At 53.3% G+C, this 24,474-nt stretch carries 24 protein-coding genes and 1 pseudogene; 15 read left to right on the top strand and 10 right to left on the bottom strand.

Annotated features, from left to right (window positions below; translation table 11 throughout):
* The first annotated feature begins 39 nt into the window (after positions 1–39).
* The gene (gene kdgR, locus SD961_RS10860; protein ID WP_318790379.1) at positions 40–831 is read left to right on the top strand and encodes a DNA-binding transcriptional regulator KdgR; all 792 of its coding nucleotides are present in this window, start codon (positions 40–42) and stop codon (positions 829–831) included.
* A 32-nt stretch (positions 832–863) separates the two neighbouring features.
* Here the strand turns inward: kdgR and SD961_RS10855 are convergent, their stop codons facing one another.
* Entirely contained in the window at positions 864–1,100 is a 237-nt protein-coding gene (locus SD961_RS10855; RefSeq protein WP_318790378.1) for a YobH family protein, read from the bottom strand.
* Positions 1,101–1,340: 240 nt separating this feature from the next.
* Here SD961_RS10855 and SD961_RS10850 point away from each other — a divergent pair, with 240 nt between their 5' ends.
* The 5 genes and pseudogenes from SD961_RS10850 to rlmA all read left to right on the top strand — a co-directional run bounded on the left by SD961_RS10850 (position 1,341) and on the right by rlmA (position 4,554).
* A complete protein-coding gene (locus tag SD961_RS10850) occupies positions 1,341–1,613 on the top strand; it encodes a YebO family protein (RefSeq protein ID WP_318790377.1) in 273 nt (90 codons plus the stop codon).
* 24 nt (positions 1,614–1,637) lie between these two features.
* Positions 1,638–2,648, top strand: coding sequence for an MBL fold metallo-hydrolase (locus tag SD961_RS10845; protein WP_318790376.1), 1,011 nt, complete (start codon positions 1,638–1,640; stop codon positions 2,646–2,648).
* 522 nt (positions 2,649–3,170) lie between these two features.
* Positions 3,171–3,242 (top strand): annotated as a pseudogene (locus tag SD961_RS10840) (DUF2627 domain-containing protein); the annotation flags it as partial.
* Between the two features lie 85 nt (positions 3,243–3,327).
* Positions 3,328–3,537, top strand: a complete 210-nt coding sequence (gene cspE / locus SD961_RS10835; RefSeq protein ID WP_001062678.1) for a transcription antiterminator/RNA stability regulator CspE — start codon at positions 3,328–3,330, stop codon at positions 3,535–3,537.
* Positions 3,538–3,708: 171 nt separating this feature from the next.
* Positions 3,709–4,554: a 23S rRNA (guanine(745)-N(1))-methyltransferase gene (gene rlmA / locus SD961_RS10830; protein WP_318790375.1), complete on the top strand. Its 846-nt coding sequence runs from the start codon at positions 3,709–3,711 to the stop codon at positions 4,552–4,554.
* Here rlmA and SD961_RS10825 read toward each other — a convergent pair.
* The 4 genes from SD961_RS10825 to manX form a co-directional block, all read right to left on the bottom strand.
* Positions 4,535–4,993 carry a DUF986 family protein gene (locus tag SD961_RS10825; protein ID WP_318790374.1) on the bottom strand — a complete coding sequence of 153 codons (459 nt, stop codon included), beginning with the start codon at positions 4,991–4,993 and terminating at the stop codon, positions 4,535–4,537. The genes rlmA and SD961_RS10825 overlap by 20 nt on opposite strands.
* Before the next feature lie 87 nt (positions 4,994–5,080).
* On the bottom strand, positions 5,081–5,938 hold the full coding sequence (locus tag SD961_RS10820) for a PTS mannose transporter subunit IID (RefSeq protein ID WP_318790373.1): 858 nt from the start codon (positions 5,936–5,938) through the stop codon (positions 5,081–5,083).
* A gap of 16 nt (positions 5,939–5,954) precedes the next feature.
* Positions 5,955–6,755, bottom strand: a complete 801-nt coding sequence (locus SD961_RS10815; protein WP_318790372.1) for a PTS mannose/fructose/sorbose transporter subunit IIC — start codon at positions 6,753–6,755, stop codon at positions 5,955–5,957.
* A gap of 67 nt (positions 6,756–6,822) precedes the next feature.
* Positions 6,823–7,797, bottom strand: coding sequence for a PTS mannose transporter subunit IIAB (gene manX, locus SD961_RS10810; RefSeq protein ID WP_318790371.1), 975 nt, complete (start codon positions 7,795–7,797; stop codon positions 6,823–6,825).
* A 528-nt stretch (positions 7,798–8,325) separates the two neighbouring features.
* On the opposite strand from manX, the gene SD961_RS10805 reads away from it, so the two are divergent.
* Positions 8,326–9,885, top strand: a complete 1,560-nt coding sequence (locus tag SD961_RS10805; protein WP_318790370.1) for a TerC family protein — start codon at positions 8,326–8,328, stop codon at positions 9,883–9,885.
* A gap of 35 nt (positions 9,886–9,920) precedes the next feature.
* Here SD961_RS10805 and SD961_RS10800 read toward each other — a convergent pair whose 3' ends face one another.
* The 4 genes from SD961_RS10800 to pabB form a co-directional block, all read right to left on the bottom strand.
* Entirely contained in the window at positions 9,921–11,483 is a 1,563-nt protein-coding gene (locus tag SD961_RS10800) for an EAL domain-containing protein (protein WP_318790369.1), read from the bottom strand.
* A 256-nt stretch (positions 11,484–11,739) separates the two neighbouring features.
* Positions 11,740–13,104: an L-serine ammonia-lyase gene (gene sdaA / locus SD961_RS10795; RefSeq protein ID WP_318790368.1), complete on the bottom strand. Its 1,365-nt coding sequence runs from the start codon at positions 13,102–13,104 to the stop codon at positions 11,740–11,742.
* Positions 13,105–13,434: 330 nt separating this feature from the next.
* Positions 13,435–14,022, bottom strand: coding sequence for a CoA pyrophosphatase (locus SD961_RS10790; RefSeq protein WP_318790367.1), 588 nt, complete (start codon positions 14,020–14,022; stop codon positions 13,435–13,437).
* Entirely contained in the window at positions 14,015–15,379 is a 1,365-nt protein-coding gene (gene pabB, locus SD961_RS10785) for an aminodeoxychorismate synthase component 1 (RefSeq protein WP_318790366.1), read from the bottom strand. The genes SD961_RS10790 and pabB overlap by 8 nt, the downstream gene beginning before the upstream one ends.
* Positions 15,380–15,490: 111 nt before the next feature.
* Between pabB and SD961_RS10780 the strand changes: the two genes are divergently transcribed.
* Positions 15,491–15,730 (top strand): YoaH family protein, encoded by a 240-nt coding sequence (locus tag SD961_RS10780; protein WP_318790365.1) that lies wholly within the window; start codon positions 15,491–15,493, stop codon positions 15,728–15,730.
* On the top strand, positions 15,702–16,913 hold the full coding sequence (locus SD961_RS10775) for a hypothetical protein (RefSeq protein WP_318790364.1): 1,212 nt from the start codon (positions 15,702–15,704) through the stop codon (positions 16,911–16,913). The genes SD961_RS10780 and SD961_RS10775 overlap by 29 nt, the downstream gene beginning before the upstream one ends.
* A 20-nt stretch (positions 16,914–16,933) precedes the next feature.
* Here SD961_RS10775 and SD961_RS10770 read toward each other — a convergent pair whose 3' ends face one another.
* Positions 16,934–17,287 carry a RidA family protein gene (locus tag SD961_RS10770; protein ID WP_318790363.1) on the bottom strand — a complete coding sequence of 118 codons (354 nt, stop codon included), beginning with the start codon at positions 17,285–17,287 and terminating at the stop codon, positions 16,934–16,936.
* Positions 17,288–17,491: 204 nt separating this feature from the next.
* On the opposite strand from SD961_RS10770, the gene SD961_RS10765 reads away from it, so the two are divergent.
* The 6 genes from SD961_RS10765 (at position 17,492) to rnd (ending at position 24,442) form a co-directional block, all read left to right on the top strand.
* Positions 17,492–17,623, top strand: a complete 132-nt coding sequence (locus tag SD961_RS10765; protein WP_318790362.1) for a hypothetical protein — start codon at positions 17,492–17,494, stop codon at positions 17,621–17,623.
* 394 nt (positions 17,624–18,017) lie between these two features.
* Positions 18,018–19,928, top strand: coding sequence for an ATP-dependent DNA helicase (locus tag SD961_RS10760; protein WP_318790361.1), 1,911 nt, complete (start codon positions 18,018–18,020; stop codon positions 19,926–19,928).
* A 55-nt stretch (positions 19,929–19,983) separates the two neighbouring features.
* Complete coding sequence (gene tsaB / locus SD961_RS10755) at positions 19,984–20,685, top strand: tRNA (adenosine(37)-N6)-threonylcarbamoyltransferase complex dimerization subunit type 1 TsaB (RefSeq protein WP_318790360.1); 702 nt, start codon at positions 19,984–19,986, stop codon at positions 20,683–20,685.
* Between the two features lie 56 nt (positions 20,686–20,741).
* Positions 20,742–21,338: a Slp family lipoprotein gene (locus SD961_RS10750; protein WP_318790359.1), complete on the top strand. Its 597-nt coding sequence runs from the start codon at positions 20,742–20,744 to the stop codon at positions 21,336–21,338.
* A gap of 206 nt (positions 21,339–21,544) precedes the next feature.
* A complete protein-coding gene (gene fadD, locus SD961_RS10745; RefSeq protein ID WP_318790358.1) occupies positions 21,545–23,221 on the top strand; it encodes a long-chain-fatty-acid--CoA ligase FadD in 1,677 nt (558 codons plus the stop codon).
* Positions 23,222–23,332: 111 nt separating this feature from the next.
* A complete protein-coding gene (rnd, locus tag SD961_RS10740; protein ID WP_318790491.1) occupies positions 23,333–24,442 on the top strand; it encodes a ribonuclease D in 1,110 nt (369 codons plus the stop codon).
* The last annotated feature ends 32 nt before the right edge of the window (positions 24,443–24,474 follow it).

Here is a 24,474-nt window from a genome sequence, read left to right as displayed (position 1 = left end):
GTGTTCCATTTTTTATAAAACAAAATTAAGGTCTCGGTAATGGCAACTGGCGACGTGGATAAACAACCGGATGCAGTCTCTTCCGTGATGAAAGTATTCGGTATCCTTCAGGCGCTGGGAGAAGAGCGCGAACATGGCATCACCGAGCTTTCTCAGCGGGTAATGATGTCCAAAAGCACGGTGTATCGCTTTCTGCAAACCATGAAAACATTGGGCTATGTCGATCAGGAGGGGGAGTCTGAGAAGTACACGCTGACTCTGAAACTGTTTGAGTTAGGGGCTAAAGCGCTACAGAATGTCGATCTGATCCGCAGCGCAGATATTCAGATGCGCGAAATTTCCCGCCAGACCAAAGAAACCATCCATCTTGGCGCGCTGGAAGATGACAGCATCGTCTATATTCACAAAATTGACTCCCTCTACAACCTGCGCATGTATTCACGCATCGGGCGCCGTAATCCTCTTTACAGCACGGCTATCGGTAAGGTTTTGTTGGCCTGGCGTGACAGGGCTGAGGTAGAGGATATTATGGCGGAGGTAAACTACACCCGCAGCACGCCAAGAACGGTTGGCAGCACGGAAGAGCTGTTACCGGTACTGGATAAAGTCAGATCGCAAGGCTTTGGTGAGGACAACGAGGAGCAGGAAGAGGGGCTACGTTGTATTGCCGTTCCCCTATTTGACCGTTTTGGTGTGGTAATTGCCGGACTCAGTATCTCTTTCCCTACTATCCGCTTCTCCGAAGAGGAGAAAAGTGGCTACGTCAGGTTACTGCATCAGGCGGCGAAAGTGCTTTCCGCCCAGATGGGTTATCATCACTATCCTTTCTGAAAACGGGGCCAGAATCACTCTGGCCCTGATTTTTAATTATCGACAACCTCAGTGCTTTTTTTCAGCAGCGGACAGTCCGTCACCCCCACCACACCGCTGTCAGTGTGCAGATACTGCGCGGTAATCATGCCGCGCGCCGTCAGATACTGACATTGTAACCCCAGGCCAGCCACGTTTTTTGTACTTCCTGCCAGTATCCCATAACCCGTTACCAGCAGAGCCAGCCAGACAATGACCAACAGCGCAACAATGCGTACTAAAAATCTCATATGTTTCCCTTATAATTTATCAGACAGCAATCCTGGCGTTTCCACCTCGCTGCCAGGCTTCATCATAGCAGCAAGGTGTGGGGCAGGTCGCAATTTGCTTTGAGGATACACAAAGCGCGGGCTTTCTCCTGCGCGAAGGTTCTGAAATTTATGAGAGCTGGCTATCAATTCGCGGCTGAGCGGGTAGAATCTTGGCAGGTCTGCACGGTCTGCAGTGGAAGTAAGTAGGTTGAGACATATATGAACGATTTAGCAAATGGCGCAGTGAGTTTGGCATCAATGGGGTTTACGGCAGGGTTGGTCATAGTGGGGCTGATTGCCTGGTTCTTTATCAACCGTGCCAGCGTCAGGGCGAGCCAGCAGGTTCAGTTACTGGAAGCGCTGCTGGAAGAGCAAAAGCGGCAGAACGCGCTGCTGCGCCGCCTTACCGATTCCGTAGCGGGTAAAGAGAAAGCCGCAGGCCAGAGCGAGCCTGACAATAAAGATTTCACCCGTTTGATTCCGGAACGTTAATTTTTCTGTTAAGGACGCATGGCAATGGCGTGGCAAAATCCCTGGTACGATCCCGACAAGGCTCACCATACGCCTGAAGGTTTCCGTAATCCTGAACCCGATCTGCGTCAAAATGGCGATCTCAAACGCTGGCGGAAAGAGCGTAAGGCCGAAGGACTGCCTTTCCCTCCCGCGCAGGGCTACGACAGCTTTACCGCTGAATGGTGGCAGAGGGCCAATCTGAGTGGTGATGACGATGCGGTCTGGTGGCTGGGCCATGCATGCGTATTACTGCGTGTCGACAGTCGTTATACGCTTATCGATCCTGCGCTGTCGAAGCGGGTCTCGCCACTGCGTTTTTATGGTCCTTTGCGTAAAACACCTGCCGCCTTAAAGATTGAGGATTTGCCCTCGCTGAGTTGTGTGTTGATTTCTCATAACCACTATGATCACCTGGACAAGCCCACCATCAAAGCGATCCTCAGGCGCTTTCCGGAGGTTGAATTTGTTGTGCCGCTGGGGCTGGAACCCTGGTTCCGTAAAGTTGGGGCTAAAAACGTTACCCAGCTTGACTGGTGGGGCAGTACAAGCCTTGATGCCATGACGATCCATGCGGTTCCTGCAAGGCACTGGAGCATGAGAAGTCCCTACGATCGCAATCGTTCATTGTGGTGTGGCTGGGTGGTCAAAGTGAAGGCGCTGAGCTTTTGGTTTACGGGCGACAGCGGCTATACAGAAAATTTACTGGAAATCCCTCGTCGGCTTGGGCCTTTTAATCTGGCCGCCTTACCGGTAGGCGCTTATGCACCGAAATGGTTCATGCGTGGACAGCATATGGATCCTGAACAGGCTGTATCGCTGCATCGGGCGTTAGACGAACCGGTCAGCATCCCTATTCATTGGGGGGTGTTTGAGCTGGCGGATGAATCACTCGACGCGCCGCCAGATATCCTGTCGCAATCGATGCAGGCTGCGGGATTAGATGAAAGTCGGTTCCATGCCTGGAGAATAGGCGCAAAGCAGCAGCTAATTAATATCACCCAGGATAAATCCTAAAGTGATTATTTTAGCAGCGTTTGAAATGAGAGCGGCGTCTAATAAAAGCGCGAGCATTCTCAGGGCCGGAGATAATTAGATAACGCGGATGCCATTTATTGGGGCAGTCCGATAATAATTTCCTGATTTTGGTGCAATTTAAATTACTTTCGGGATCAGGTGCAACTTCAAGTGCACAACTGCCCGGCAAAGTTTTTCTCTAAGCCAAACTTTTTAATGAATTTTTTGGATAACGAATGCCATAATTGTGCAATATATGCGGCATATACTGCACATTATGAAAAGACGGGGAATAGACTAAAGCCTGCCGCAGCGCTATGATGTTCCCCTTGTTTTGAGGTGAAAAGAGGCTGGCTTACCGGCTTTCAAGGTTAACGTTTCAGTAATCCCTGCATAAGGTGCAATATGTGCCTGACACGTTTCAAATGTGTGCGACATCTCTATCGCTGTTTAAAAATGACTTGCCATTAATAAACGAATATGTGATAACGCATTTGGGTAAAACGAGGTACAGTTCTGTTTATGCATGGCATCTTCAGTAAAGAAGTTCTGAGTAAAGACGTTGACGTTGAATACCGCTTCCTTGCCGAGCCTTAATATCGTGCCTCATGCAGTAATGTCTCTGGTTTTTCTGTACGTAAAGCCCACGGGCGAATAAACACTCTAAGGAATTTGCAAAATGGCAAAGATTAAAGGTCAGGTTAAGTGGTTCAACGAGTCTAAAGGTTTTGGTTTCATTACTCCTGCAGACGGCAGCAAAGATGTATTCGTACACTTCTCTGCAATCCAGGGCAATGGCTTCAAAACACTGGCTGAAGGCCAGAACGTTGAGTTCGAAATTCAGGACGGCCAGAAAGGCCCTGCTGCTGTGAACGTCACCGCTATCTAATTTTCGATCTGAGCCTGCTATTGCCCGCGTGGCGTGTAATCCAGGCAAGAATCTGAATGCTAAAGCCCTGCCAGAAATGGCAGGGCTTTTTCTGTTTTGGGCGTAATAAGGTCTGCCGCTTACCCTGGCTTTCCGGTAAACTGCCGCCCGGATCGTTTCTGGAGAGTTGCTATGTCTTACCTATGCCCCCTTTGTCATCAGCCCCTGCTGCAGGAAGCGTCGGTCTGGCGCTGCGAAAACAGGCATCAGTTTGACCGGGCCAGAGAGGGCTATGTGAATCTTCTTCCCGTGCAGCACAAGCGCTCAAAGCTGCCCGGCGACAGCGCAGATATGATGCTGGCACGTCGTGAGTTTCTGGATGCCGGACACTATTTGCCGCTGCAACAAAAAGTCTGTGAAATCCTGCAACGCGTGCTGCCCACCACGGCGACGGCGGTACTGGATATAGGCTGCGGAGAGGGCTATTACACGCATGCCGTTGCAGAGACTTTGCAAAGCAGAGGAGAGACAGAGGTTCATGGCCTGGACGTGTCGAAAGTGGCGGTACGCTTTGGCGCTAAACGGTACCATAACGTCCACTTCTGCGTGGCATCAAGTCACCGTTTGCCTTTTGCCGAAGGGCAGTTTGATGCCGTATTACGTATCTATGCGCCCTGTAAGGCACAAGAGCTGCAAAGAGTGGTGAAAGAGCAGGGTTATGTTCTTACCGTAACGCCAGGTCCGCGACATCTGATTCAGTTCAAGGCGCTTATCTACCAGGAAGTGAAACTGCATGATGAGACGCCAGAGGTTATGCCGGGCTTTGCGCTGGTGGAGCAACATTCGCTCAATTATCCCATGCAGCTCAGCAGCGAAGAGTCGGCAGCTCTGCTGCAGATGACGCCGTTTGCCTGGCGAGCCAGACCGGAAGTGTGGGGCGTGCTGGCTACCACCAGCCAGTTTGATTGTGAAACGGACTTTACGCTACGCCTCTGGCAGCGCAGCCCGGAGCAAGAGACTACTGCTGCTGCACCATAAACTGGTAGATAGTTTCCAGGTCGTCCAGTTTTCTCACATGGATCAGCAGACGACGGGATTCAAGTTCAATCACCAGAATGCCGTCTTCAGAGAGATTCATCGTTTTGATGCGGCTGTAGTCAATGAAGATGTTGGCATACCAGAAACCCTGGGGTTTAAAAAGCAGCTTGGGCAGACGGATCCAGAAGAGGTAAACAGAGAGAAAAGCCAGCACCATCAGCAGGGTGGTGGTCACTCTGGGACCCTGATTAACAATGTTTTGGTAGATCAGGATGGCCACCAGACCAACAAAAATAAGGCTGTCCAGTTTATTGCGGCGCTGCAGGAAGACCTTTAACAGGGTTGGGCCTTTCAGCCGCGTCATAATCAGCTCATCGTAAATGGCATAAGCCAGGAACAGCACAATAAACAGGATGATGAGGTAATCGGTGAGGGACATCTTTACTTCTCCTGAAAAAACAGCCGGCATCGTTAAGCGATGCCGGCTGGTTTCTGAAAAACCGGGGTTGCCCCCGGTTGATAATGCTTACAGACCTAACAGGCCAATCCAGTAGCCAAAGATCCCAATCACGAAGAAGCCCATAATAATCCACAGGGCGTTAACCTTGCGGCGCAGCAGCCACATACAGCCGAAGGTGAGCAGCAGCGGGATTAAACCGGGCATTAACTGATCCAGGATAGACTGAACGGTAGTTACGGTAGTTTTGCCGGTCTGGTCGGTGATTCTGGAAACCACCAGCGGAACGTTAACGTGCGTCCACTTGTTGACCAGCGCCCCCATCACAAAGAGGCCGAGAATGGAGGCCCCCTCGGTCAGTTTTTGCAGGAATCCGCCGCCCATATCGCTAACGATATCGACTCCTTTACGGTAGCCATAAGCCACACCGTAATAGCGCACCAGTAAACGTACCAGGTTAAACAGCACAAAGAACAGCAGCGGACCCAGCAGACTGCCGCTCATGGCAATGCCGGCGCCCAGCGCAGCGAAGACGGGACGAACGGTCCCCCAGAAAATCGGGTCACCCACGCCAGCCAGCGGACCCATCAGGCCCACCTTGATGCCGTTGATGGCCGCATCGTCAATCGGCGCACCGTTAGCACGCTGCTCTTCCATCGCCATTGTTACACCCAGAACCGGGGCGGCAACATAAGGATGGGTGTTAAAGAACTCGAGGTGGCGTTTAATCGCCTGTTTACGCTCGTCGTTGTTTTCAGGGTAAAGGCGACGAATTACCGGCACCATGGAGTAGCAAAAGCCCAGCGCCTGCATACGTTCGAAGTTCCACGAACCCTGGAACAGATTCGAGCGCATAAAGACGCCACGCACGTCACCCGGCGTCAGTTTTTTCTGCACGGCGGTGGTAGCTGTAGAGGTATCAACCATTTTTATCACCCTTTCCCTAATCTAATTCGTTATCAAGGTCGTTGGTCGCCGGGCCAGAAGCCTGTGCGCCCGCTACACGGTTATATTTTGGTGCGAGCTGGATATAGAGCACCGCCATCACCACACCAATCACACCTAACGCAACAAGGTTGAAATTGGTAAAGGCCGCCGTAACGAAACCGAGATAGAAGAAAGGCATCAAATAGCCTGCACGCATCATATTGATAACCATAGCGTAACCGACTACCACGATCATCCCGCCAGCAATATTCAGACCATTGGTCACCACATCCGGGATAGATTCAAGCAGACCCTGCACAACGCTGGTGCCCACGGAAACGGCTACGATGACCGCCGGAATCGCAATACGCATCGCCTGAAGCACCAGAGCAGAAACGTGAATCCAGGAGATGGCCGTCAGATTACCTTTTTCAGCGGCCTTATCTGCCGCGTGCTGGAAGGCTACGGTGATGGTACGAACGATGATGGTCAGAACCTGACCTGCGGCCGCCAGTGGAATGGCCAGCGCGATACCGGCACCCACGCTTTGCCCACCGGCAATAACCAGAATGGTGGAAATAATAGAGGCGAGGGCGGCATCAGGGGCGACTGCCGCACCGATGTTCATCCAGCCAAGCGCAATCATCTCCAGCGTACCCCCGATAATAATACCGGTTTTCATGTCGCCCAAAACGACGCCAATTAAGGTACAGGCCACCAGCGGACGGTGGAACTGAAACTCATCAAGAATAGATCCCATACCTGCAATACAGGCAATGATAAAAATGAGCACAATCTGAAGAGTGGTAATCTCCATTGTACTTCTCCTCTGACATACGTGAACGGAGTTAAACCTGACGGAGCAGGCAATAAACAAGCAAAACTTACTGTGCTATTTTGGCGATCAGATCCATCATTTTCAGACGCTGGTCGCTGGAGACTTTACGCACTTCCAGTTCAATTCCGCGCTCGTTGAGTTTTTTGAAGGCAATAATATCCTTCTCATCGACCGAAACGGCATTGTTGACCTGTGTTTTACCCTGACGGAATGCCATGCCGCCAATATTAACGCTGGGAATTTTTACGCCTGCTTCCACTAACCTTTCCACATCGGTGGGGTTAGTGAAAAGAAGCATTACGCGCTCTCCGGCATATTTTGGGTTATTCCAGACGCGGATCATTTTGGCGACATCCACCACATGGGCGGTTACGCCAGGAGGAGCAACCTGGGTGAGGAGCGTTTTACGAACGTGATCGGCCGCCACTTCATCACTGACGACGATAATGCGCGTTACGTTGGTTTCTTTGGTCCAGCGCGTGGCGACCTGTCCATGGATCAGACGGTCATCAATCCTTGCCAGAGCGATCTTCATGTAGTCATTCGGGCCCATCGCTTTGGCGGCAACGGGGGCAGCTTTAGGGGCTGAAACAGCCGGAGCAGCCTGAGGGGCGGGTTCGGGTTCCTTCGCCTTTAATGCCTTAACGCCTTCACGACCTGTTTCGACGGCGATGGCGACCAGCTCGTCAAAGCTGGGGTCGTCATCACGCGCCATCAGCGTTTCAACCAGCATCGGTATATTGACCCCGGCGATAACCTCATGATTTTCTTTATCAACAACGATACGGCTGGCGGCATTAAACGGGCTGCCTCCCCAAGTATCCACAAGGAAAAGTACCCCTTTGCTGGTCTCTAAATCGGCCAGTCTTGCCTGATATTTTTCGATCAGCGTTTCTGCATTTTCACCGGGCACAAAATCTATCCACCCAACGTTTTGCTGATCGCCAAGGAGCATTTCAGCTGTCTTTAAAAGCTGCTCCGCAGCCCAGCCGTGCGTGCCGATCATAATAGCAATGGTCACTTGCTACTCTCCTTATCCAATATTCTGCGGCCCGACAAAAATGCTGAGCCGCGCGAGAACCCCCACCAGATCTTTTCCCCGGCGTGGAGTGAACGTGCTGTTATTCTGATAAGACTTATCGCCTGACGGCAAAAAAGGTTACTGCTATTCCAAACCGAGATTTATTTTAGTACGCGAAAAAATAAATTATGTGACCGCGCTCAGTAATTTAGACCCTCGTCACGCACTCAGGCGCTATCGTACAAAAGAGCAGCACGAAAAGAGGCTAATCTGTGTAAATGTAATTAAATATTTTGACGGGATGTCGGGGGCTGTTTACAGTAGAGATCCTTATTTAACACAGGAGTAACGGGCCTCAGCCCTCCCTATGGACTGTCACCGACGTCGCTTAATCATGCCACCGGGTCATCCGGCTTTTACCGTCTCGTCCTTTGACGAAAACAACTCTTCCCCTTGTGATATCAGCCGCACAGCGCCATTGCGTTCGCCTGCTGCTGCGCTTTCCTCGTCCTTTTTCTGGAGTCTGTAATGGAATTTCTTTTAGACCCCTCAATCTGGGCCGGGCTGCTGACGCTGGTCGTGCTCGAAATCGTTCTGGGTATTGATAACCTGGTCTTTATCGCCATTCTTGCGGATAAACTGCCGCCCAGACAGCGTGATAAAGCCAGGCTGATCGGCCTGTCGCTGGCGCTGGTAATGCGGCTCGGCCTGCTTTCCCTGATCTCATGGATGGTGACGTTAACCCGTCCGTTGTTCAGTGTAGGTGAGTTCAGCTTCTCCGGGCGTGATTTGATCCTTCTTACCGGCGGATTGTTCCTGCTATTCAAGGCCACGATGGAGCTGCATGAACGGCTCGAAAATCGTGAGCATGGGGGCGAGGGCAATAAAGGGTATGCCAGTTTCTGGGCAGTAGTGGTGCAGATCGTTATTCTTGATGCCGTCTTCTCGCTGGATGCGGTGATCACTGCCGTCGGCATGGTGAACAACCTGGCAATAATGATGACCGCAGTAGTGATTGCCATGGGCGTCATGTTGCTGGCCTCTAAACCGCTGACTAATTTTGTCAACGCGCATCCAACGGTAGTGGTGCTGTGCCTGAGCTTCCTGTTGATGATTGGTCTGAGCCTGGTTGCTGAAGGCTTTGGATTCCATATCCCTAAAGGCTATCTCTACGCGGCGATTGGTTTCTCGATACTGATAGAACTGTTCAACCAGATTGCCCGGGTGAACTTCATGCGTCATCAGGCCAGAAAGCCGATGCGTGAGCGCACCGCTGAGGCTATTCTGCGACTGATGGGCGGCCGTCGGGAGATGAGCAGCGGTGAAGGCAGCGAAGTGGCTGCTATCATGCCGCAGGAGGCGTTTAAGGATGAAGAGCGCTATATGATTAATGGTGTGCTGACGCTGGCTTCACGATCGGTACGCAGCATCATGACGCCTCGTGGCGACATCTCCTGGGTGGATGCTCTGCGTCCTGTGGATGAGGTTCGGACTCAGCTACTCGATACGCCACACAGCCTTTTCCCGGTCTGTCGCGGAGAGCTGGATGAAATCATTGGCGTGGTGCGGGCGAAAGATCTGTTAGTGGCGCTGGATCAGGGCATTGACGTGGCTACGTTTGCCGCCGCCACGCCACCCATAATCGTGCCGGATAGCCTGGACCCGATTAATCTGCTTGGCGTCCTGCGCAGAGCGAAAGGGAGTTTCGTTGTAGTCACCAGCGAGTTCGGTGTGGTGCAGGGCCTGATAACGCCGCTGGACGTGCTGGAAGCCATTGCCGGGGAATTCCCTGACGAAGATGAGACGCCAGATATCATCGCCGATGGTGAGGGCTGGCTGGTGAAAGGCGGAACGGATCTCCACTCGTTACAGCAGCTGCTTGATACGCAGGTACTGGTCAATCCGGAAGACGATCACGCTTCGCTTGCTGGCCTGCTGATTGCGCAGAAAGGACAACTGCCGCTGCCGGGTGAAATTATTGAGCTGCCACCGGTCAGCTTCCAGATAATAGAAGCAACGGACTATCGTGTTGATCTGGTACGCGTAACGCGTGCGCGTGAATGGCATGAGGAAGAGGAAGAAGAGTAACTGAGCAGGGGGAAAGGATTCCCCCTGTGTAGATGTCAGGCTGTCAGCGACAGTTTATGATCGCTCAACCAGCTTGCGAAATCCCCCAGCGGCATGGGGCGTGCATAGTAATAACCCTGTAAAACATCCACCCCTTTTTCTCTCAGATAGGCTGCCTGTTCAGCGGTTTCCACCCCTTCGGCCACCAGACTGATATTCAGCCGCTGTGCCAGCGAGATCACCATATCTGTTACCGTAGCGTTGATGGCATCTGTGCCAATGGCGGCGGTGAAAACTTTATCGATTTTCAGCACATCCGGACTCAGCGTTTTGAGATAGGAGAGCGAACTGTGTCCGGTACCGAAATCGTCTATTGCCAGCTTAACGCCAATCTTATGCAGATGAGAGACCACGCGCTGATCCACTTCCGGCAGCGAATCCCGTTCGGTCAGCTCAACAATCAGCTGAGGCACCGGATTAGCTGGCCACCAGAGTTTCTGGAGGTCATCGATAATTTCGCGATCGTGAAAATGACTGGCCGCCACGTTTATCGCAATGTGGAACGACGGGCAGGCTGGCATTTGCGGTAAATGCCGCACCATTTCCCGCAGTACAAAGCGGGTGAGGGGCGCGATCAGATTCTGCCGCTCTGCCAGCGGAATAAACACATCTGGCGGGATCCAGCCCTGACGTGGATTATGCCAGCGCAGCAGCAGCTCAATACCATCACAGTCGCCGCTTTTTGCATTGATCAGCGGCTGGCAGTAAACCATAAATTCGCGCGCGGTGATGCCATAGCTGATCTGCCAGGAGAGGCTCATCCGGTTCGCCGTTGCCAGCCAGACGGTATAGCCTATCAGCAGGCTCAGCAATAACGCCAGCGGCAGCTGTGAGGGCAAGGTGGAAAGCGCCAGCCGGGCGGGAGCAGGTCCAAACAGTGTTATGGTGAACGGGTAACGTAAAGAGGCTTTTTCATAGCTGACTTCATCCTCAGAAGGCAGAGCCTTCTCTATCATCGGATTGCCATACTCAAGACTCTTTCCGGCCACGTTGAAAACGGCGCGTTCAACCCAGGGTAAAGTCGGTTCCAGCAGATAATTACTCATCATCTCGATATTAATAATTTGCAGGATCCCCGAGTGGTTTTCGTTATCGTGCGGCGTCCACAGTAACAGAATGGGCGATCCCTTCAGCAGATGCTCATCGGTACTTAACATCATGCGCTGATTATTCACCGCCAGTTCCGGGTAGAGTTGACTGAACATGCTGTTACCGTCCCCAAACGTGCTGGAGCAGTACATATTGTCATTATCAACCAGAACGATGGAGCGCACGGTCTGTAAGGTTGCCAGCTTCTCAATCAGCGGAAAGCGAACCTGATTGCAGGGCAAGCCTACCAGCCCCAGGGTGTTGCTGGCAGCCACATCAAGTGGGGAGAAGAGGCGATCAAAACGCTGAATAGCGTTCTCAGCAAACGTATGCGACTGCTGCTCAATCCGGCTTTTCTCTTCCATATAACGGAAAGCTAACGTAAGAATGAGCACCAACGCGGCAACCACCACAGCGATAAACAATCGCTTGCGGCGAAACTGTCCTAAAACTTCCGGGGACATTTGCATCAGTAACCACCCTTAGATCAAGACGCACACACAGAGACCGAACAGGAGTTATCGGCAAAAGAGAGATTAAGTTTAGTCTTACTGAACAGAAAAGCAGAATTAATTAAAACAGTCACTTATCTGCTTTATTCGCTACAGCACTCTAGCCCTTTCTGAAGAAAGGGGATAGCCAGGCAGGCGAATTTTTTAGCTAAACCTGTTAAAACGCCGCCACAGGGGCGGCGCAAAGGTTCAGCAGCGTACTGGCAGAGCAAAATCAGTCACATTGTACTTTGATGGCAAGACCGCCACGTGAAGTTTCGCGATATTTTGCATTCATATCTTTACCCGTCTCATACATGGTTTCAATAACCTTATCTAATGAGACACGGGCTTCGCTGGTGCGGCGCATCGCCATTCTGGCGGAGTTGATCGCTTTTACTGAGGCAATGGCGTTACGTTCAATACAGGGAACCTGTACCTGACCCGCCACCGGATCGCAGGTCAGTCCCAGATTATGTTCCATACCTATTTCCGCCGCCACGCAAACCTGCTCGGGACTGGCGCCCAGAAGTTCAGCCAGGCCGGCAGCAGCCATTGAACAGGCCACGCCCACTTCTCCCTGACATCCCACTTCCGCTCCTGAAATCGAGGCGTTCATTTTGTAGAGGATACCCACGGCACCGGAAGCCAGGAAATAGCGAATGAAGATATCGGGGCTGACCGATTCGATAAAGTGGTCGTAGTAGGCCAGAACGGCAGGCACGATGCCGCAGGCTCCGTTGGTAGGAGCAGTGACTACACGTCCACCGGCAGCATTCTCTTCATTCACTGCCAGGGCAAACATATTGACCCAGTCGATGACGTTCATCGGATCGCTGGAAAGCTTGTCCGAAGAGACCAGCAGACGGCGTAGCGCAGAAGCACGGCGAGGAACGCGTAATGGGCCAGGCAGCACGCCTTCGGTATTCAGCCCGCGATCGATGCAGTCCCGCATGCTTTGCCAGATGTCGCCAAAATAGCGTTCAATTTCCGCACGGCTGTGCAACGCCAGCTCATTCTTCATAATCAGGCCGGACAGGGAGAGACCGGTTTCATGGCAATGGGCCAGCATCTCCTGGGCAGAATTAAAGGAGTAGGGCACGCTAACTTCATCCAGCGCCGTCTGGCCGAAGTGCTCCTCATCAACGATAAAGCCTCCGCCAACGGAGTAGTAAGTTTTGCTGTAGATGAGTGTCTCATCGGCAAAGGCGTGGATGCGCATACCATTTTCATGCAGCGAAAGGTTATCGCTACGGAAAACCATGCCCCCTTCACGAGGGAAATCTACTTCCTGTTGACCATTGGCCAGCAGCAGACGCTGACGTTCCTCAACATCACGGATAAATGCCGGGATGCCATCAATATCCACGCTTTCCGGCGAGGCGCCGGAGAGGCCCATAATAATAGCGATATCAGTGTGGTGGCCCTTACCGGTTAACGAGAGCGAACCATACACGTCAACGGCGATGCGCGTTACGCTCCCCAGCTTACCGTTATCCAGCAGATCGTCGACAAACTGTTTGCCGGCTTTCATGGGACCTACCGTATGTGAACTGGAAGGGCCAATGCCAATTTTGAACATGTCAAAAACGCTAATCACACTCTGTTCCTTTACTGAGCCACTGAGGCTTGCCTGACTTTACTGCTGTCATAGTAACCATCCTGAGACGAATGATCGCATGAAATTATCTCATCACTGTAAGACAAGAAAGTTATGGCTATAAGCCGGTTCCCTGACGCTCCATCCGTTCAGTAGCCATAATTCAATTAGGGCAAACAACATAAAACGTGATGTCAGAGATTTCTTGTTACCATGGGGGGCAATATATACGAAGAGAGCCAGTTATGAAGTGATTTGATGAGCATATTTGCTGAATAAATGGTGAAAAAGACTGTCAGTAATTCATTACGCAGAGGTTTTGTCGATAAGTTAATCAGGATCGGACGAATTCGTCACCTGCAGGCTGAGTTGCCGAATGATGCCAGCAGTCATGCCCCAGATAAAATAGTCATCAAACCAGGAGAGCCAGACGCGATGGGAGATATTCTGACGCTGAATATCCAGCGGAAAGTAACGGCCCAGTCGCAGCGCTTCCTGCAGGGGCATTTCAAAAACCGATTCCACTTCACCTTCGTTAGGATGCCAGCTCAGCGTGGCAGGCACGATCCCGACTACGGGCGTTACCTGAAAACCGGTGCTGCTGGTGACGGCAGGCAAAACGCCTACTACCCGCACAGATTCGGGTGGAATGGCGACCTCTTCCTGCGCTTCACGCAGCGCGGTGACGATCAGCGAGCTGTCTTCAGGATCGCGCATTCCTCCCGGAAAGGCCACCTGACCCGCATGTTTACGCAGCGTGGCAGCGCGGCGCGTTAATAACAGGGAAGGACGGGGACGATCGACAACAGGGACCAGAACCGCAGCCTGACGGCGGGGCAACACGTAGTCGGGCGCATCAGGTCGTTGCAGCACGAAGCGATTCATAAAACTGGCGAGCGTCAGAGAGCTGTCAGACATGGTATTTATCCAGGCAGGGAAGAATGCGGTTCACTTTATCGAAGGTTTCCTGGTATTCAGACTGCTCATTACTGTCCGCCACGATGCCCCCTCCGGCTGAACAGTAGAGCGTACCCCGCTCGGCGATCAGGGTACGGATAGTAATGCTGGTATCCATGTTGCCGCAGGCGCTGAGATAGCCAATGCTGCCGCACCAGGCATTACGGCGGTGCGGCTCCAGCGCATCAATAATTTCCATTGCCCGAATTTTAGGTGCGCCGGTGATGGAGCCGCCAGGGAAACAGGCGCGCAGCAGATCGCAGGCGCTGAGTGAGGATTTCAGTCTGGCGGTCACCGTACTGACCAGATGATGGACGGCAGGAAAAGGTTCCACCACAAACAACTCCGGCACCGCTACGCTACCCGGCTCGGCGACTCTGCCGATGTCGTTGCGCATCAAATCAACAATCATGAGATTCTCTGCACGATCTTTCTCAGAATTCGCCAGCTTCTCAGCCTGCTGGCGATCCTGCTGCGGATCGTTCAGCCGGGGAAGGGTGCCTTTGATCGGGCGGGTTTCAATCCGATCCCCCTTCACGTTCAGAAAACGTTCCGGTGAAAGGCTGAGCAGAACGCTCTCCGGCAAGCGTAAAAAAGCACTGAACGGCGCACGGTTTTGTTTATTCAGCTGCCGGAAGGCCTGCCATTCATCACCGCTGTAGCTGGCCCGGAAACGCTGCGCCAGATTGATCTGATAGCAGTCGCCGCTCTGTAACCACTGCTGTACGCGGCGAAATTTCTCGCCATATTCCTCGCGCGTCATGTTCGATTCCCAGGCGCTTGTCAGTTGAAAAGCGTCAGCTTCTCTGCCGGGTTTCAGCGCTTTCAGCCATGCCAGCCTGGCTTCGCCTTCGTCGTGTGCAATCAGCGTCAGTTTTTTTAACCGGTGGTCGGCAACCAGCGCCCAGCTGTAGAGACCCACGGCCATATCAGGCGTGGTCAGATCCTGCTCAGCCTGGTGGGGTAAGGGTTCAAAACGCCGTCCCAAATCGTAACCAAACAGCCCCAGCGCGCCGCCCTGAAAGGGGAGATCATTCCTTACGGGCGCCCGGAAACCACTGCTGGTCAGTGCACGATCGAGAAGCGCCAGGGGATCCTCTTTACTGATCTCAAGCGTTTCACCCTGTTGAATATAAGTGAACTGACCACGGGTTATCAGCGTGGTTTGCGGTTCGGCCACCATGATATCAAAGCGGTTATCGCTGTGGTCGGCAAAGCCGGAATGCAGCAGCATCGCCCAGGGGCGATCGGCAACAAAACCAAACAGATTCCCAAGGGCTTCCGGCGTATACTCAAGAGGATAATAAACAGGTGACATGATGATTCAGCAGGTCAGACAAATAACAGGCAGCAAGCCTGGCATATTTTTCCCCCGCTGGCATCAGTTTGTTGCGCGTGGAATAATCCGGGCGGGATAACAGGAGCAAATATGAATATTGGTTTACCGGCACTTTCTCATGAACAGCAGCAGCAGGCGGTCGAGCGTATTCAGCAGCTGATGTCAGAAGGCATGAGCAGTGGAGAGGCCATTCAGATGGTAGCGGCCGAAATTCGCGAAACGCATACCGGCGGCATGATTACTGCGCGTTTTGACGATGAAGACGAAGAGTACGACGAAGAGGAGTCCGGACCGCAGGATTATGAAGAAGAAGAGGAAGACGATTACTGAGGCGAAGCGACCGATTGGGGCGCAATCTGGCCTGCGGTTAGCTGTGATATTAACGGCCTGCTGGACCGCTTTGCTTCAGCAGGCTGTTGCCGCTTTACCGTTGCGCCCCGAAGCGGTGGAACAGCACATTGTTTCCTCTTCTAACCCGGCGGCAGAGACCAGCAAAAACCTGGCTGCTGGGGAGAGCGTTGATCATAAAGGCGGCGGTAAACACTCTTCTGCTGCCGATCCCGCCCTCAGTGCAGATGCCAGCAAGCGGCGGGTCGTAGCGGCCCGTCAGCGCTGGCCCGAAGGCGTCAGAGAGCAACACTTTACTCTGCCCAATCGGGCTGGCGAATTTCACTACTTTATCGTTCAGGCTAAAAGTGACAACGTCACTTCTGCCACCATTGTGCTTCACGGGCGTCCTCGCGATGTGGGCGCTACGCTGTCAGCCACTCTGGCGGCAGCTAAGGGTAATCCTGGCGCAAAGAATTCGGTTATCGTTGCGCCGCTTTTTCAGGTTTCAGCAGAGCAAGCCAGGCGCTGTCACTCACCCGGATTACCCAGGCTACAGCCAGGCGACGCGTTCTGGCGCTGTAACAGCTGGCCTGTGGGGGAGCTGGATGAGCGCAAGCGCCTGAGTGCTTTTGCTGCGCTGGATGCGCTGATGCCAGAGCTGAAACAGCGCTGGCCAAAAATTCGTTTCATTACGGTGGCGGGCTTTTCTGCAGGCGGGCAGTTTGTTCAGCACTATATCCCTTTTGCTCATCCGCCTGCGGATATTGCGGTGCGCTATGTAGTCGCCGATCCCGGAAGCTGGCTCTATTTCGATCCCCGGCCAGCATCTGGCTGCGCTATGGCGAACGAGTGGAAATATGGGACGGATCTCCTGCCTCTCTGGCTGGTTGCTGACAGCAGCTCAGCCCGTGAAAGCTATCGCAACGCAAAAATAGCCTATCTTGAAGGCGCGGAAGACAGGGGAGAGGGAGCAGGAAGCTACTGGCGGATTCTGGATAAGTCCTGCGCGGCTATGCAGCAGGGTAGCTCCCGGCTGGAGCGTGGGATCAATTATGCCCGCTATGATCAGCAGGTGCTTAAACCCGTTACGCCGCATAAATTATCGATAATTGCGGGCTGCAGGCACGATGTTCGCTGCGTCTTTGCTTCCGCTCAGGGAGGGCAGGTGCTTTTTGCAAAATAAAGCGCGCACCTGCCAGCCGCTTATCGGGCGGCAATCACTTTTATTTCCACCAGATATTTCGGGTTCATCAATCCGGCCTGAACGGTACAGCGCACCGGCGCATTGCCGGGTGACACCCAGGCATCCCATGCGCGGTTCATCGCCGGAAAATCTTCTTTGTTCACCAGAAAAATAGTGGCATCCAGAATTTTGCTTTTATCTGAACCCACGCGGGTCAGGAGCCGGTCAATCACCGCCAGCGCGTTTGCCGTTTGCGCTTCTGCATCTTCATCCAGATTCTCCGGCACGCTGGTGTAGTAGATGGTGTCGTTATGAATGACCGCTTCGGACATGCGATGTTCTACAGGTTCAACTCTGGTTATTTCACTCTTCATTTCAATACCTTAATCATCATGCGTTCCACTTTTTTAAATCAATCTGCTACAGATTTGCGACGTTCAGCTAAAAATATCATCAATCAGCCTCGCGTGCTGTGTTAAATGGCCGATCGCCACCGTCGCCAGTCACTGTTTGAAGAGCTGCAAAACCATCGTGATCTTCTATAGTCATTACTACCCTGTATATCACATGAGGTAATTATGTCTGAGCGCCCAGATTATGACGATCCCATTCCACATCATGAAGTCGTGACAGAATTTCCTGACCAGGAAGAGGATGAACCAGATGAAGAAGATGAGGGTGAGAAAATTCGTGACCCTTACAGGGAATAAGTGAAATCCTGGCCGCCTGCGGGCGGCTTTTTACTGACCATCCCACTCCTGGCTGAAAAGAATGTTTGCTGATGCCCTCTTATCAGCCGCCGCTATATCCAGGCCCCGCAGTTACCAAATTTTACCCGGGGAGTGTCGGGATCTGCATTAAACACTGGCGGTCTGAATAAAGCGCCTGGGTTGCGGGGACCATCCAGCAAGATCTCTGCCGTAAATAACGATCAAAAATCCTGTCTAACTCTTTGATAATATTGCAGCCATGCGCTGCTTTATGGCCTCTTTTGTTGTGCATTAATCAGACAAATGCATGATATAACTCATTGATTTTAATAATTTTGCACCTTTCAGTTAATACTGACATAATTACAGTGTTTTTATAAACTAGTGAGGAAGTGTGGCAGACGATTTTGCAGCAGACGGCGCACTTGCGCTGGCCATTCCCGGTTTTAAACCGCGTGAACCGCAGCGCCAGATGGCTCAGGCGGTTACCGAGGCGATAGATCAAAAGCGTGAGCTGGTGGTGGAAGCGGGGACGGGTACCGGTAAAACCTACGCCTATCTGGCACCCGCGCTGCGCTCGGGTAAAAAAGTGATCGTCTCTACCGGTTCCAAAGCGCTGCAGGATCAGCTCTACAGCCGCGATTTGCCGACCGTCGCAAGAGCACTGCAATATAAAGGTCAGGTGGCGCTGCTGAAAGGGCGTTCTAACTACCTCTGTCTTGAGCGGCTGGAACAGCAGTCAATGGTGGGAGGAGAGCTGGCAGTGCAGGCGATGAGCGATCTGGTTCATCTGCGCGGCTGGTCCAGCGAAACCGTAGATGGTGATATCAGTACCTGCGGTGGCGTGGCGGAAGACAGCACTATCTGGCCGCTGGTCACCAGCACCAATGACAACTGTCTTGGCAGCGACTGTCCTCAGTATAAAGATTGTTTTGTGGTGAAGGCGCGTCGTAAAGCGATGGATGCCGACGTGGTAGTGGTCAATCACCATCTGTTTCTTGCGGACATGGTAGTGAAAGAGAGCGGGTTTGCTGAACTTATCCCGGAGGCAGATGTGATGATCTTTGATGAAGCCCATCAGATGCCCGATATCGCCAGCCACTATTTCGGCCAGCAGCTCTCAAGCAAACAGCTTATCGATCTGGCAAAGGATATTACCATTGCCTACCGCACCGAGGTGCGTGATGTCCAGCAGCTGCAAAAATCTGCCGACCGGTTGGCGCAGAGCGCCCAGGATTTCCGACTGGTGCTGGGCGACCCCGGTTTTCGCGGCAATCTGCGTGACGTCCTTAACAATCCCGCTATTCAGCGTGCGCTGCTTCTGTTGGATGATGCGCTGGAGTTATGTTACGACGTGGCAAAACTTTCGCTGGGCCGGTCAGCGCTGCTGGATGCCGCTTTTGAACGTGCCGCCCTTTACCGTGGCCGCCTCAAGCGGCTGAAGGATGTGTCGCAGCCCGGCTTCAGCTACTGGTATGAGTGTAACTCACGGCACTTTGTGCTGGCGCTGACGCCGCTTTCGGTCTCCGACCGCTTCCGGGAAGTGATGGACGAACGGCCAGCCAGCTGGATTTTTACCTCCGCAACGCTGGCCGTTAATGAAAAGATGACGCACTTCGTCGGGCGGCTCGGCGTCACTGATGCGAAGACCATGATCCTGGAAAGCCCGTTCGACTTTGCCAGCCAGGCGCTGCTGTGCGTACCGCGCAATCTGCCTTCGCCTAACCAGCCTGGCGGGGCAAAGCAGCTGGCCAGAATGCTGCTGCCGCTGATAGAGGCCAACAATGGCCGCTGTTTCTTTCTCTGCACGTCGCACCAGATGATGCGCGATTTGGCGGAGCAGTTTCGTGCCATGCTGACCTTACCTGTCTTGTTGCAGGGAGAAACCAGCAAAGGGCAGTTGCTGAAGCAGTTTGTGGCCGCCGGTAACGCTTTGCTGGTCGCCACCAGCAGCTTCTGGGAAGGCGTGGATGTACGGGGCGATGTGCTTTCGCTGGTGATCATCGACAAACTGCCGTTCACCTCGCCAGACGATCCTTTGTTAAAAGCGCGGATGGAGGATTGTAAACTGCGCGGCGGCGATCCCTTTGATGAGGTCCAACTTCCCGACGCGGTGATCACGCTCAAGCAGGGTGTGGGTCGCCTGATCCGCGATATTGACGACCGGGGCGTGCTGGTGATCTGTGATAACCGTCTGGTGATGCGTCCTTACGGCGCGGTATTTCTGAACAGCCTGCCGCCTACGCCGCGAACGCGTGATATTCATCAGGCGGTTGAGTTCCTCAAGCCTTCGCCACAAAAGTAATCTTCCGCGCAGTGTGCTATGCTGCGCGCCGAAAATTTCTCCCGTAGAGGTATGTATGTCCACGCGTATTTTAGCCATCGATACGGCCACAGAAGCCTGCTCCGTGGCACTGCTGAGTGACGATGCAGTCACCGCCCAGTTTGAACTTTGTGCCAGGGAGCATACCCAGCGTATTTTGCCGATGGTGCAGGATCTCCTTCAGCAGACCGGCAGCACCCTTACCGGCCTGGACGCTTTAGCCTTTGGTCAGGGACCGGGCAGCTTCACCGGCGTACGCATTGGCATTGGCATCGCTCAGGGACTGGCGCTGGGTGCCGGGCTGCCGTTGATCGGCGTTTCCACGCTGAAAACGATGGCGCAGAGCGCCTGGCGTCTGCAGGGAGCAACGCGGGTGCTGGCAGCTATTGATGCACGCATGGGCGAAGTCTACTGGGCAGAATATCAGCGTGATGAACAGGGCGTCTGGCAGGGGCAGGAGACTGAAGCGGTTCTGAAGCCGGAAGCGGCCCAGGCGCGGATTGCCGCGCTGTCGGGCGAGTGGGCAATGGTGGGAACCGGCTGGAAAGCCTGGCCTTTGCTTGCCGAAACGGCAGGGCCGCAATTGCTGGCCACTGAGGTCAGTCTGCCTTGCGCAGAGGATATGCTTCCTCTTGCTGCTCAGGTGCTGGCAGCCGGTAAGAGCGTTGCCGTTGAACATGCCGAGCCGACCTATCTGCGCAATGAAGTCACCTGGAAAAAACTGCCGGGCCGCGAGTAAACGGGCAACTATTTCACAAGGATGCAGTCATAGTAGTCAGTACTCTGGAGAACTTTATGCGTAAATCTGTCTTGTTGCAGTTAGGTAGTCTGTTACTGGCCTCTGTGCTGCTCTCTGGCTGCATGAGCGTGCCAGATTCGGTGAAAGGCTCATCGGCCACTCCCCAGCAGGATTTGGTGCGGGTGCTGAACGCGCCGCAGCTCTATGTCGGTCAGGAGGCGCGCTTTGGCGGTAAAGTGGTCAAGGTGGAGAACAAAAACGGCATGACCCGGCTGGAGATTGCGGCTCAGCGTCTTGATGACACCGCAAGACCGCTGTTAGGGACTCCCTCCATTGGCCGTATTTATGCGGATATCAAAGGCTTTGTGGACCCGATTGACTTCAACAATCAGATCGTCACCGTGGTGGGTCCCATCAAGGGCAGCGAGAAAGGGATGATTGGTCAGGCTGCTTACACCTTTGTCACGGTGGATGTAACGGGCTATCAGCGCTGGCATTTGACGCAGCAGATCGTCTCGCCGCCTCAGCCGATAGATCCGTGGATCTGGTATGGCCCGCCTCGTGGACACCATCGTGGCGGATACTGGGGCCCGCCTCCGTTTGGCTATTACAACAACGGACCTTCCCGGGTCCAGACTATCCTGACCGAATAGCTCTCACGTAGATTCATTCACGACCCGATGGCTTCTCGCCGCGGGTCGTTTTTTATTGTCGCTCTCAGGACGAGATAAATTTAGTGATGGGCTTCGCAACCTCAAAACGCGGAACAGAGCAAACTGGTACGCTGAGTTAAAATAATGTTAAAAGCGCGCCGACTGAGGTTTCGATGACCACAAATACGACTTTCCGAGGTGTTTCCTTGAATAAGGTTTGGTTAAACCGTTATCCGGCAGATGTCCCGGCCGAGATCAGCGCCGATCGTTATACCTCGCTGATTGACCTCTTTGAACAAGCGGTAAAGCGTTACGCGGAGCAGCCCGCTTTTATCAATATGGGGCAGGCGATGACTTACCAGAAGCTGGAAGAGCGCAGCCGCGCTTTTGCAGCTTATCTGCAGCAGGGCCTCGGCCTGAAAAAGGGCGACCGCGTCGCTCTGATGATGCCAAACTTATTGCAGTATCCCATTGCGCTGTTTGGCATCCTGCGGGCGGGAATGGTGGTGGTCAATGTTAACCCGCTTTACACCCCGCGCGAGCTGGAGCACCAACTCAACGACAGTGGAGCAAGCGCAATTGTCATTGTCTCAAATTTTGCCCATACCCTTGAGAAGGTGGTTGCCAAAACCCAGGTAAAACATGTCATTCTCACCCGGCTGGGCGATCAGCTGGCACCGGCTAAAGCTACGCTGGTGAACTTTGTGGTGAAATATATCAAGCGGCTGGTTCCCAAATACCATCTTCCCGATGCGCTCTCGTTCCGCAATGCGCTGCAGCAGGGCTACCGGATGCAGTATGTCCGGCCGGAGATGATTAACGACGATCTGGCGTTCCTGCAGTACACCGGCGGTACCACCGGCGTGGCGAAGGGTGCCATGCTGACGCATCGTAATATGCAGGCCAACCTTGAGCAGACCAAAGCTACCTATGGCTCACTTCTTAAGGATGGCAGGGAGACGGTAGTGACGGCGCTCCCGCTGTACCATATTTTCGCCCTGACGGTGAACTGCCTGCTGTTTCTGGAATTAGGTGGGGCGAACCTGCTGATTACCAACCCGCGCGATATTCCGGGGCTGATCAAAGAACTGGCAAAGGTGCGGTTTACCGCCATTACGGGTGTCAATACGTTGTTTAACGCCCTGTTGAACAATGAGGATTTCCACAAGCTCGACTTTTCCAGCCTGAGCCTTTCAGCCGGCGGCGGTATGCCAGTGCAGAAAGCGGTGGCAGAACGGTGGGAAAAACTCACCGGGCACTATCTGCTGGAAGGCTATGGCCTGACCGAATGTTCTCCGCTGGTCTCGGTTAATCCCTACGATATTCGTTATCACAGCGGCAGCATCGGGCTGCCTGTTCCCTCAACGGATATCAGGGTGGTGGATGATGAGGGCAATAGGGTGGGCGAAGGGGAACCTGGCGAACTCTGTATTAAAGGCCCTCAGGTGATGCTGGGTTACTGGCAACGGCCTGATGCCACGCTTGAAGTGTTAAAAAATGGATGGCTTCACAGCGGTGATATTGTTACCGTTGACCACGAAGGCTTTATCCGCATTGTCGATCGCAAAAAAGATATGATACTGGTATCTGGATTCAACGTTTACCCGAACGAGATTGAAGATGTGTTGATGCTCCATCCGAAAGTACGTGAAGCGGCGGCGATCGGGGTTCCCAATGAGGCCGCAGGAGAGACGGTGAAGGTTTGCGTGGTCAAAAAAGATCCTTCGTTAACCAAAGAGGAGCTAATCGCCCACTGTAAGAAACATCTTACCGGCTATAAAATTCCTAAACTGGTTGAGTTTCGCGATGAGTTGCCCAAAACCAACGTCGGCAAAATTCTGCGCCGTGAACTGCGAGATGAAGCGATAAAAACGGGCAGCTAAGTCTGAGCGCCGCTTTCTGAGAATGCAAAAACGCCGGTCCTGCCGGCGTTTTTATTGTGATGACACTGAGGCGAGAAACGCCACAGCGAGAGGATCATTTTGAATTACACCATGATAACCACTAACGAGGCGCTGGCTGAACTCTGTCAGCGTGCCCGTCAGGTTCCGGCGCTGGCGCTGGATACCGAATTTGTCAGAACCCGTACCTACTATCCTGGTCTGGGGCTGATCCAATTGTACGATGGCGAACAGATTGCGCTGATTGATCCTCTGCCAGTCACCGAGTGGGGTCCGTTTCGTGACCTGCTGCTGGATGAAAACGTTATCAAGTTCCTGCACGCTGGCAGTGAAGATCTTGAAGTGTTTCTTCACGAATATGGTGTGTTACCAACCCCGATGATCGACACGCAGATCCTGGCAGCATTTACTGGTCGACCGCTCTCCTGCGGCTTTGCAACGCTGGTTGAATCCTATACCGGCATCGCGCTGGATAAGAGTGAATCCCGTACCGACTGGCTTGCCCGTCCGTTGACGGCCAGGCAGTGTGAATATGCCGCCGCAGATGTTTACTATCTGCTGCCGATTGCGCAGAAACTGATGAATGAAGCGCGGGAAGCGGGCACTCTGGATGCAGCCCTGAACGAGTGCAGTCTGCTGTGCCAGCGCCGTCAGAGAGTTGTGGCACCTGAAGAGGCTTACCGCGATATCACTAATGCGTGGCAGCTTCGTCCGCGCCAGCTGGCGGCGCTGCGTCTGATGGCGGCCTGGCGGCTTGAGCTGGCCCGTGAGAAAGATATGGCGGTGAACTTTGTGGTGCGTGAAGAGAATTTGTGGAAAGTCGCCCGTTATATGCCTGGCTCGCTGGGCGAACTGGATCATTTAGGCCTGGCCGGGCAGGAGATCCGCTTCCATGGCAAAGCGCTGGTAGCGATGGTGGCCAAAGCTAATGAGCTGGATGAGAGCGAGCTGCCGGAGCCTGTGGCAAATCTGATTGATAATCCAGATTACAAAAAAGTCTTCAAAGAGCTGAAAGCGTTGATGGCAGAGGTGGCGGAAAAAGAGGGCATTGGTCAGGAGCTTCTCGCTTCACGTCGTCAAATCAACCAGCTCCTGAGCTGGCACTGGCGTTTAAAACCGCAGGAGTCTGAACCTGAACTGTTGAAGGGATGGCGGGGCGCACTGCTTCACGACGGGATCGCAACAATCCTGAAGGCGTACTGACCTGAGCATTTTTCCCCTGCACGAAAGCAGGG

The sequence above is a fragment of the Erwinia sp. MMLR14_017 genome (assembly GCF_033657285.1).
GTDB lineage: Bacteria > Pseudomonadota > Gammaproteobacteria > Enterobacterales > Enterobacteriaceae > Erwinia.
The sequence above is the reverse complement of the archived record's forward strand: the minus strand, read 5'-3'. Positions and strand labels throughout refer to the sequence as shown.

What these genes read in the sequence shown, in the direction of transcription:
- SD961_RS10805 (WP_318790370.1), top strand. Translation starts at nt 8,326, where the DNA reads ATGGAATTTCTTTTAGACCCCTCAATCTGGGCCGGGCTGCTGACGCTG.
- tsaB (WP_318790360.1), top strand. Translation starts at nt 19,984, where the DNA reads ATGTCCACGCGTATTTTAGCCATCGATACGGCCACAGAAGCCTGCTCC.
- SD961_RS10770 (WP_318790363.1), bottom strand. Translation starts at nt 17,287, where the DNA reads ATGAAGAGTGAAATAACCAGAGTTGAACCTGTAGAACATCGCATGTCC.
- SD961_RS10850 (WP_318790377.1), top strand. Translation starts at nt 1,341, where the DNA reads ATGAACGATTTAGCAAATGGCGCAGTGAGTTTGGCATCAATGGGGTTT.
- SD961_RS10800 (WP_318790369.1), bottom strand. Translation starts at nt 11,483, where the DNA reads ATGCAAATGTCCCCGGAAGTTTTAGGACAGTTTCGCCGCAAGCGATTG.
- SD961_RS10750 (WP_318790359.1), top strand. Translation starts at nt 20,742, where the DNA reads ATGCGTAAATCTGTCTTGTTGCAGTTAGGTAGTCTGTTACTGGCCTCT.
- kdgR (WP_318790379.1), top strand. Translation starts at nt 40, where the DNA reads ATGGCAACTGGCGACGTGGATAAACAACCGGATGCAGTCTCTTCCGTG.
- SD961_RS10845 (WP_318790376.1), top strand. Translation starts at nt 1,638, where the DNA reads ATGGCGTGGCAAAATCCCTGGTACGATCCCGACAAGGCTCACCATACG.
- SD961_RS10780 (WP_318790365.1), top strand. Translation starts at nt 15,491, where the DNA reads ATGAATATTGGTTTACCGGCACTTTCTCATGAACAGCAGCAGCAGGCG.
- SD961_RS10775 (WP_318790364.1), top strand. Translation starts at nt 15,702, where the DNA reads ATGAAGAAGAAGAGGAAGACGATTACTGAGGCGAAGCGACCGATTGGG.
- rlmA (WP_318790375.1), top strand. Translation starts at nt 3,709, where the DNA reads ATGTCTTACCTATGCCCCCTTTGTCATCAGCCCCTGCTGCAGGAAGCG.
- SD961_RS10825 (WP_318790374.1), bottom strand. Translation starts at nt 4,993, where the DNA reads ATGTCCCTCACCGATTACCTCATCATCCTGTTTATTGTGCTGTTCCTG.
- pabB (WP_318790366.1), bottom strand. Translation starts at nt 15,379, where the DNA reads ATGTCACCTGTTTATTATCCTCTTGAGTATACGCCGGAAGCCCTTGGG.
- SD961_RS10855 (WP_318790378.1), bottom strand. Translation starts at nt 1,100, where the DNA reads ATGAGATTTTTAGTACGCATTGTTGCGCTGTTGGTCATTGTCTGGCTG.
- SD961_RS10820 (WP_318790373.1), bottom strand. Translation starts at nt 5,938, where the DNA reads ATGGTTGATACCTCTACAGCTACCACCGCCGTGCAGAAAAAACTGACG.
- SD961_RS10815 (WP_318790372.1), bottom strand. Translation starts at nt 6,755, where the DNA reads ATGGAGATTACCACTCTTCAGATTGTGCTCATTTTTATCATTGCCTGT.
- rnd (WP_318790491.1), top strand. Translation starts at nt 23,333, where the DNA reads ATGATAACCACTAACGAGGCGCTGGCTGAACTCTGTCAGCGTGCCCGT.
- cspE (WP_001062678.1), top strand. Translation starts at nt 3,328, where the DNA reads ATGGCAAAGATTAAAGGTCAGGTTAAGTGGTTCAACGAGTCTAAAGGT.
- SD961_RS10790 (WP_318790367.1), bottom strand. Translation starts at nt 14,022, where the DNA reads ATGTCTGACAGCTCTCTGACGCTCGCCAGTTTTATGAATCGCTTCGTG.
- SD961_RS10765 (WP_318790362.1), top strand. Translation starts at nt 17,492, where the DNA reads ATGTCTGAGCGCCCAGATTATGACGATCCCATTCCACATCATGAAGTC.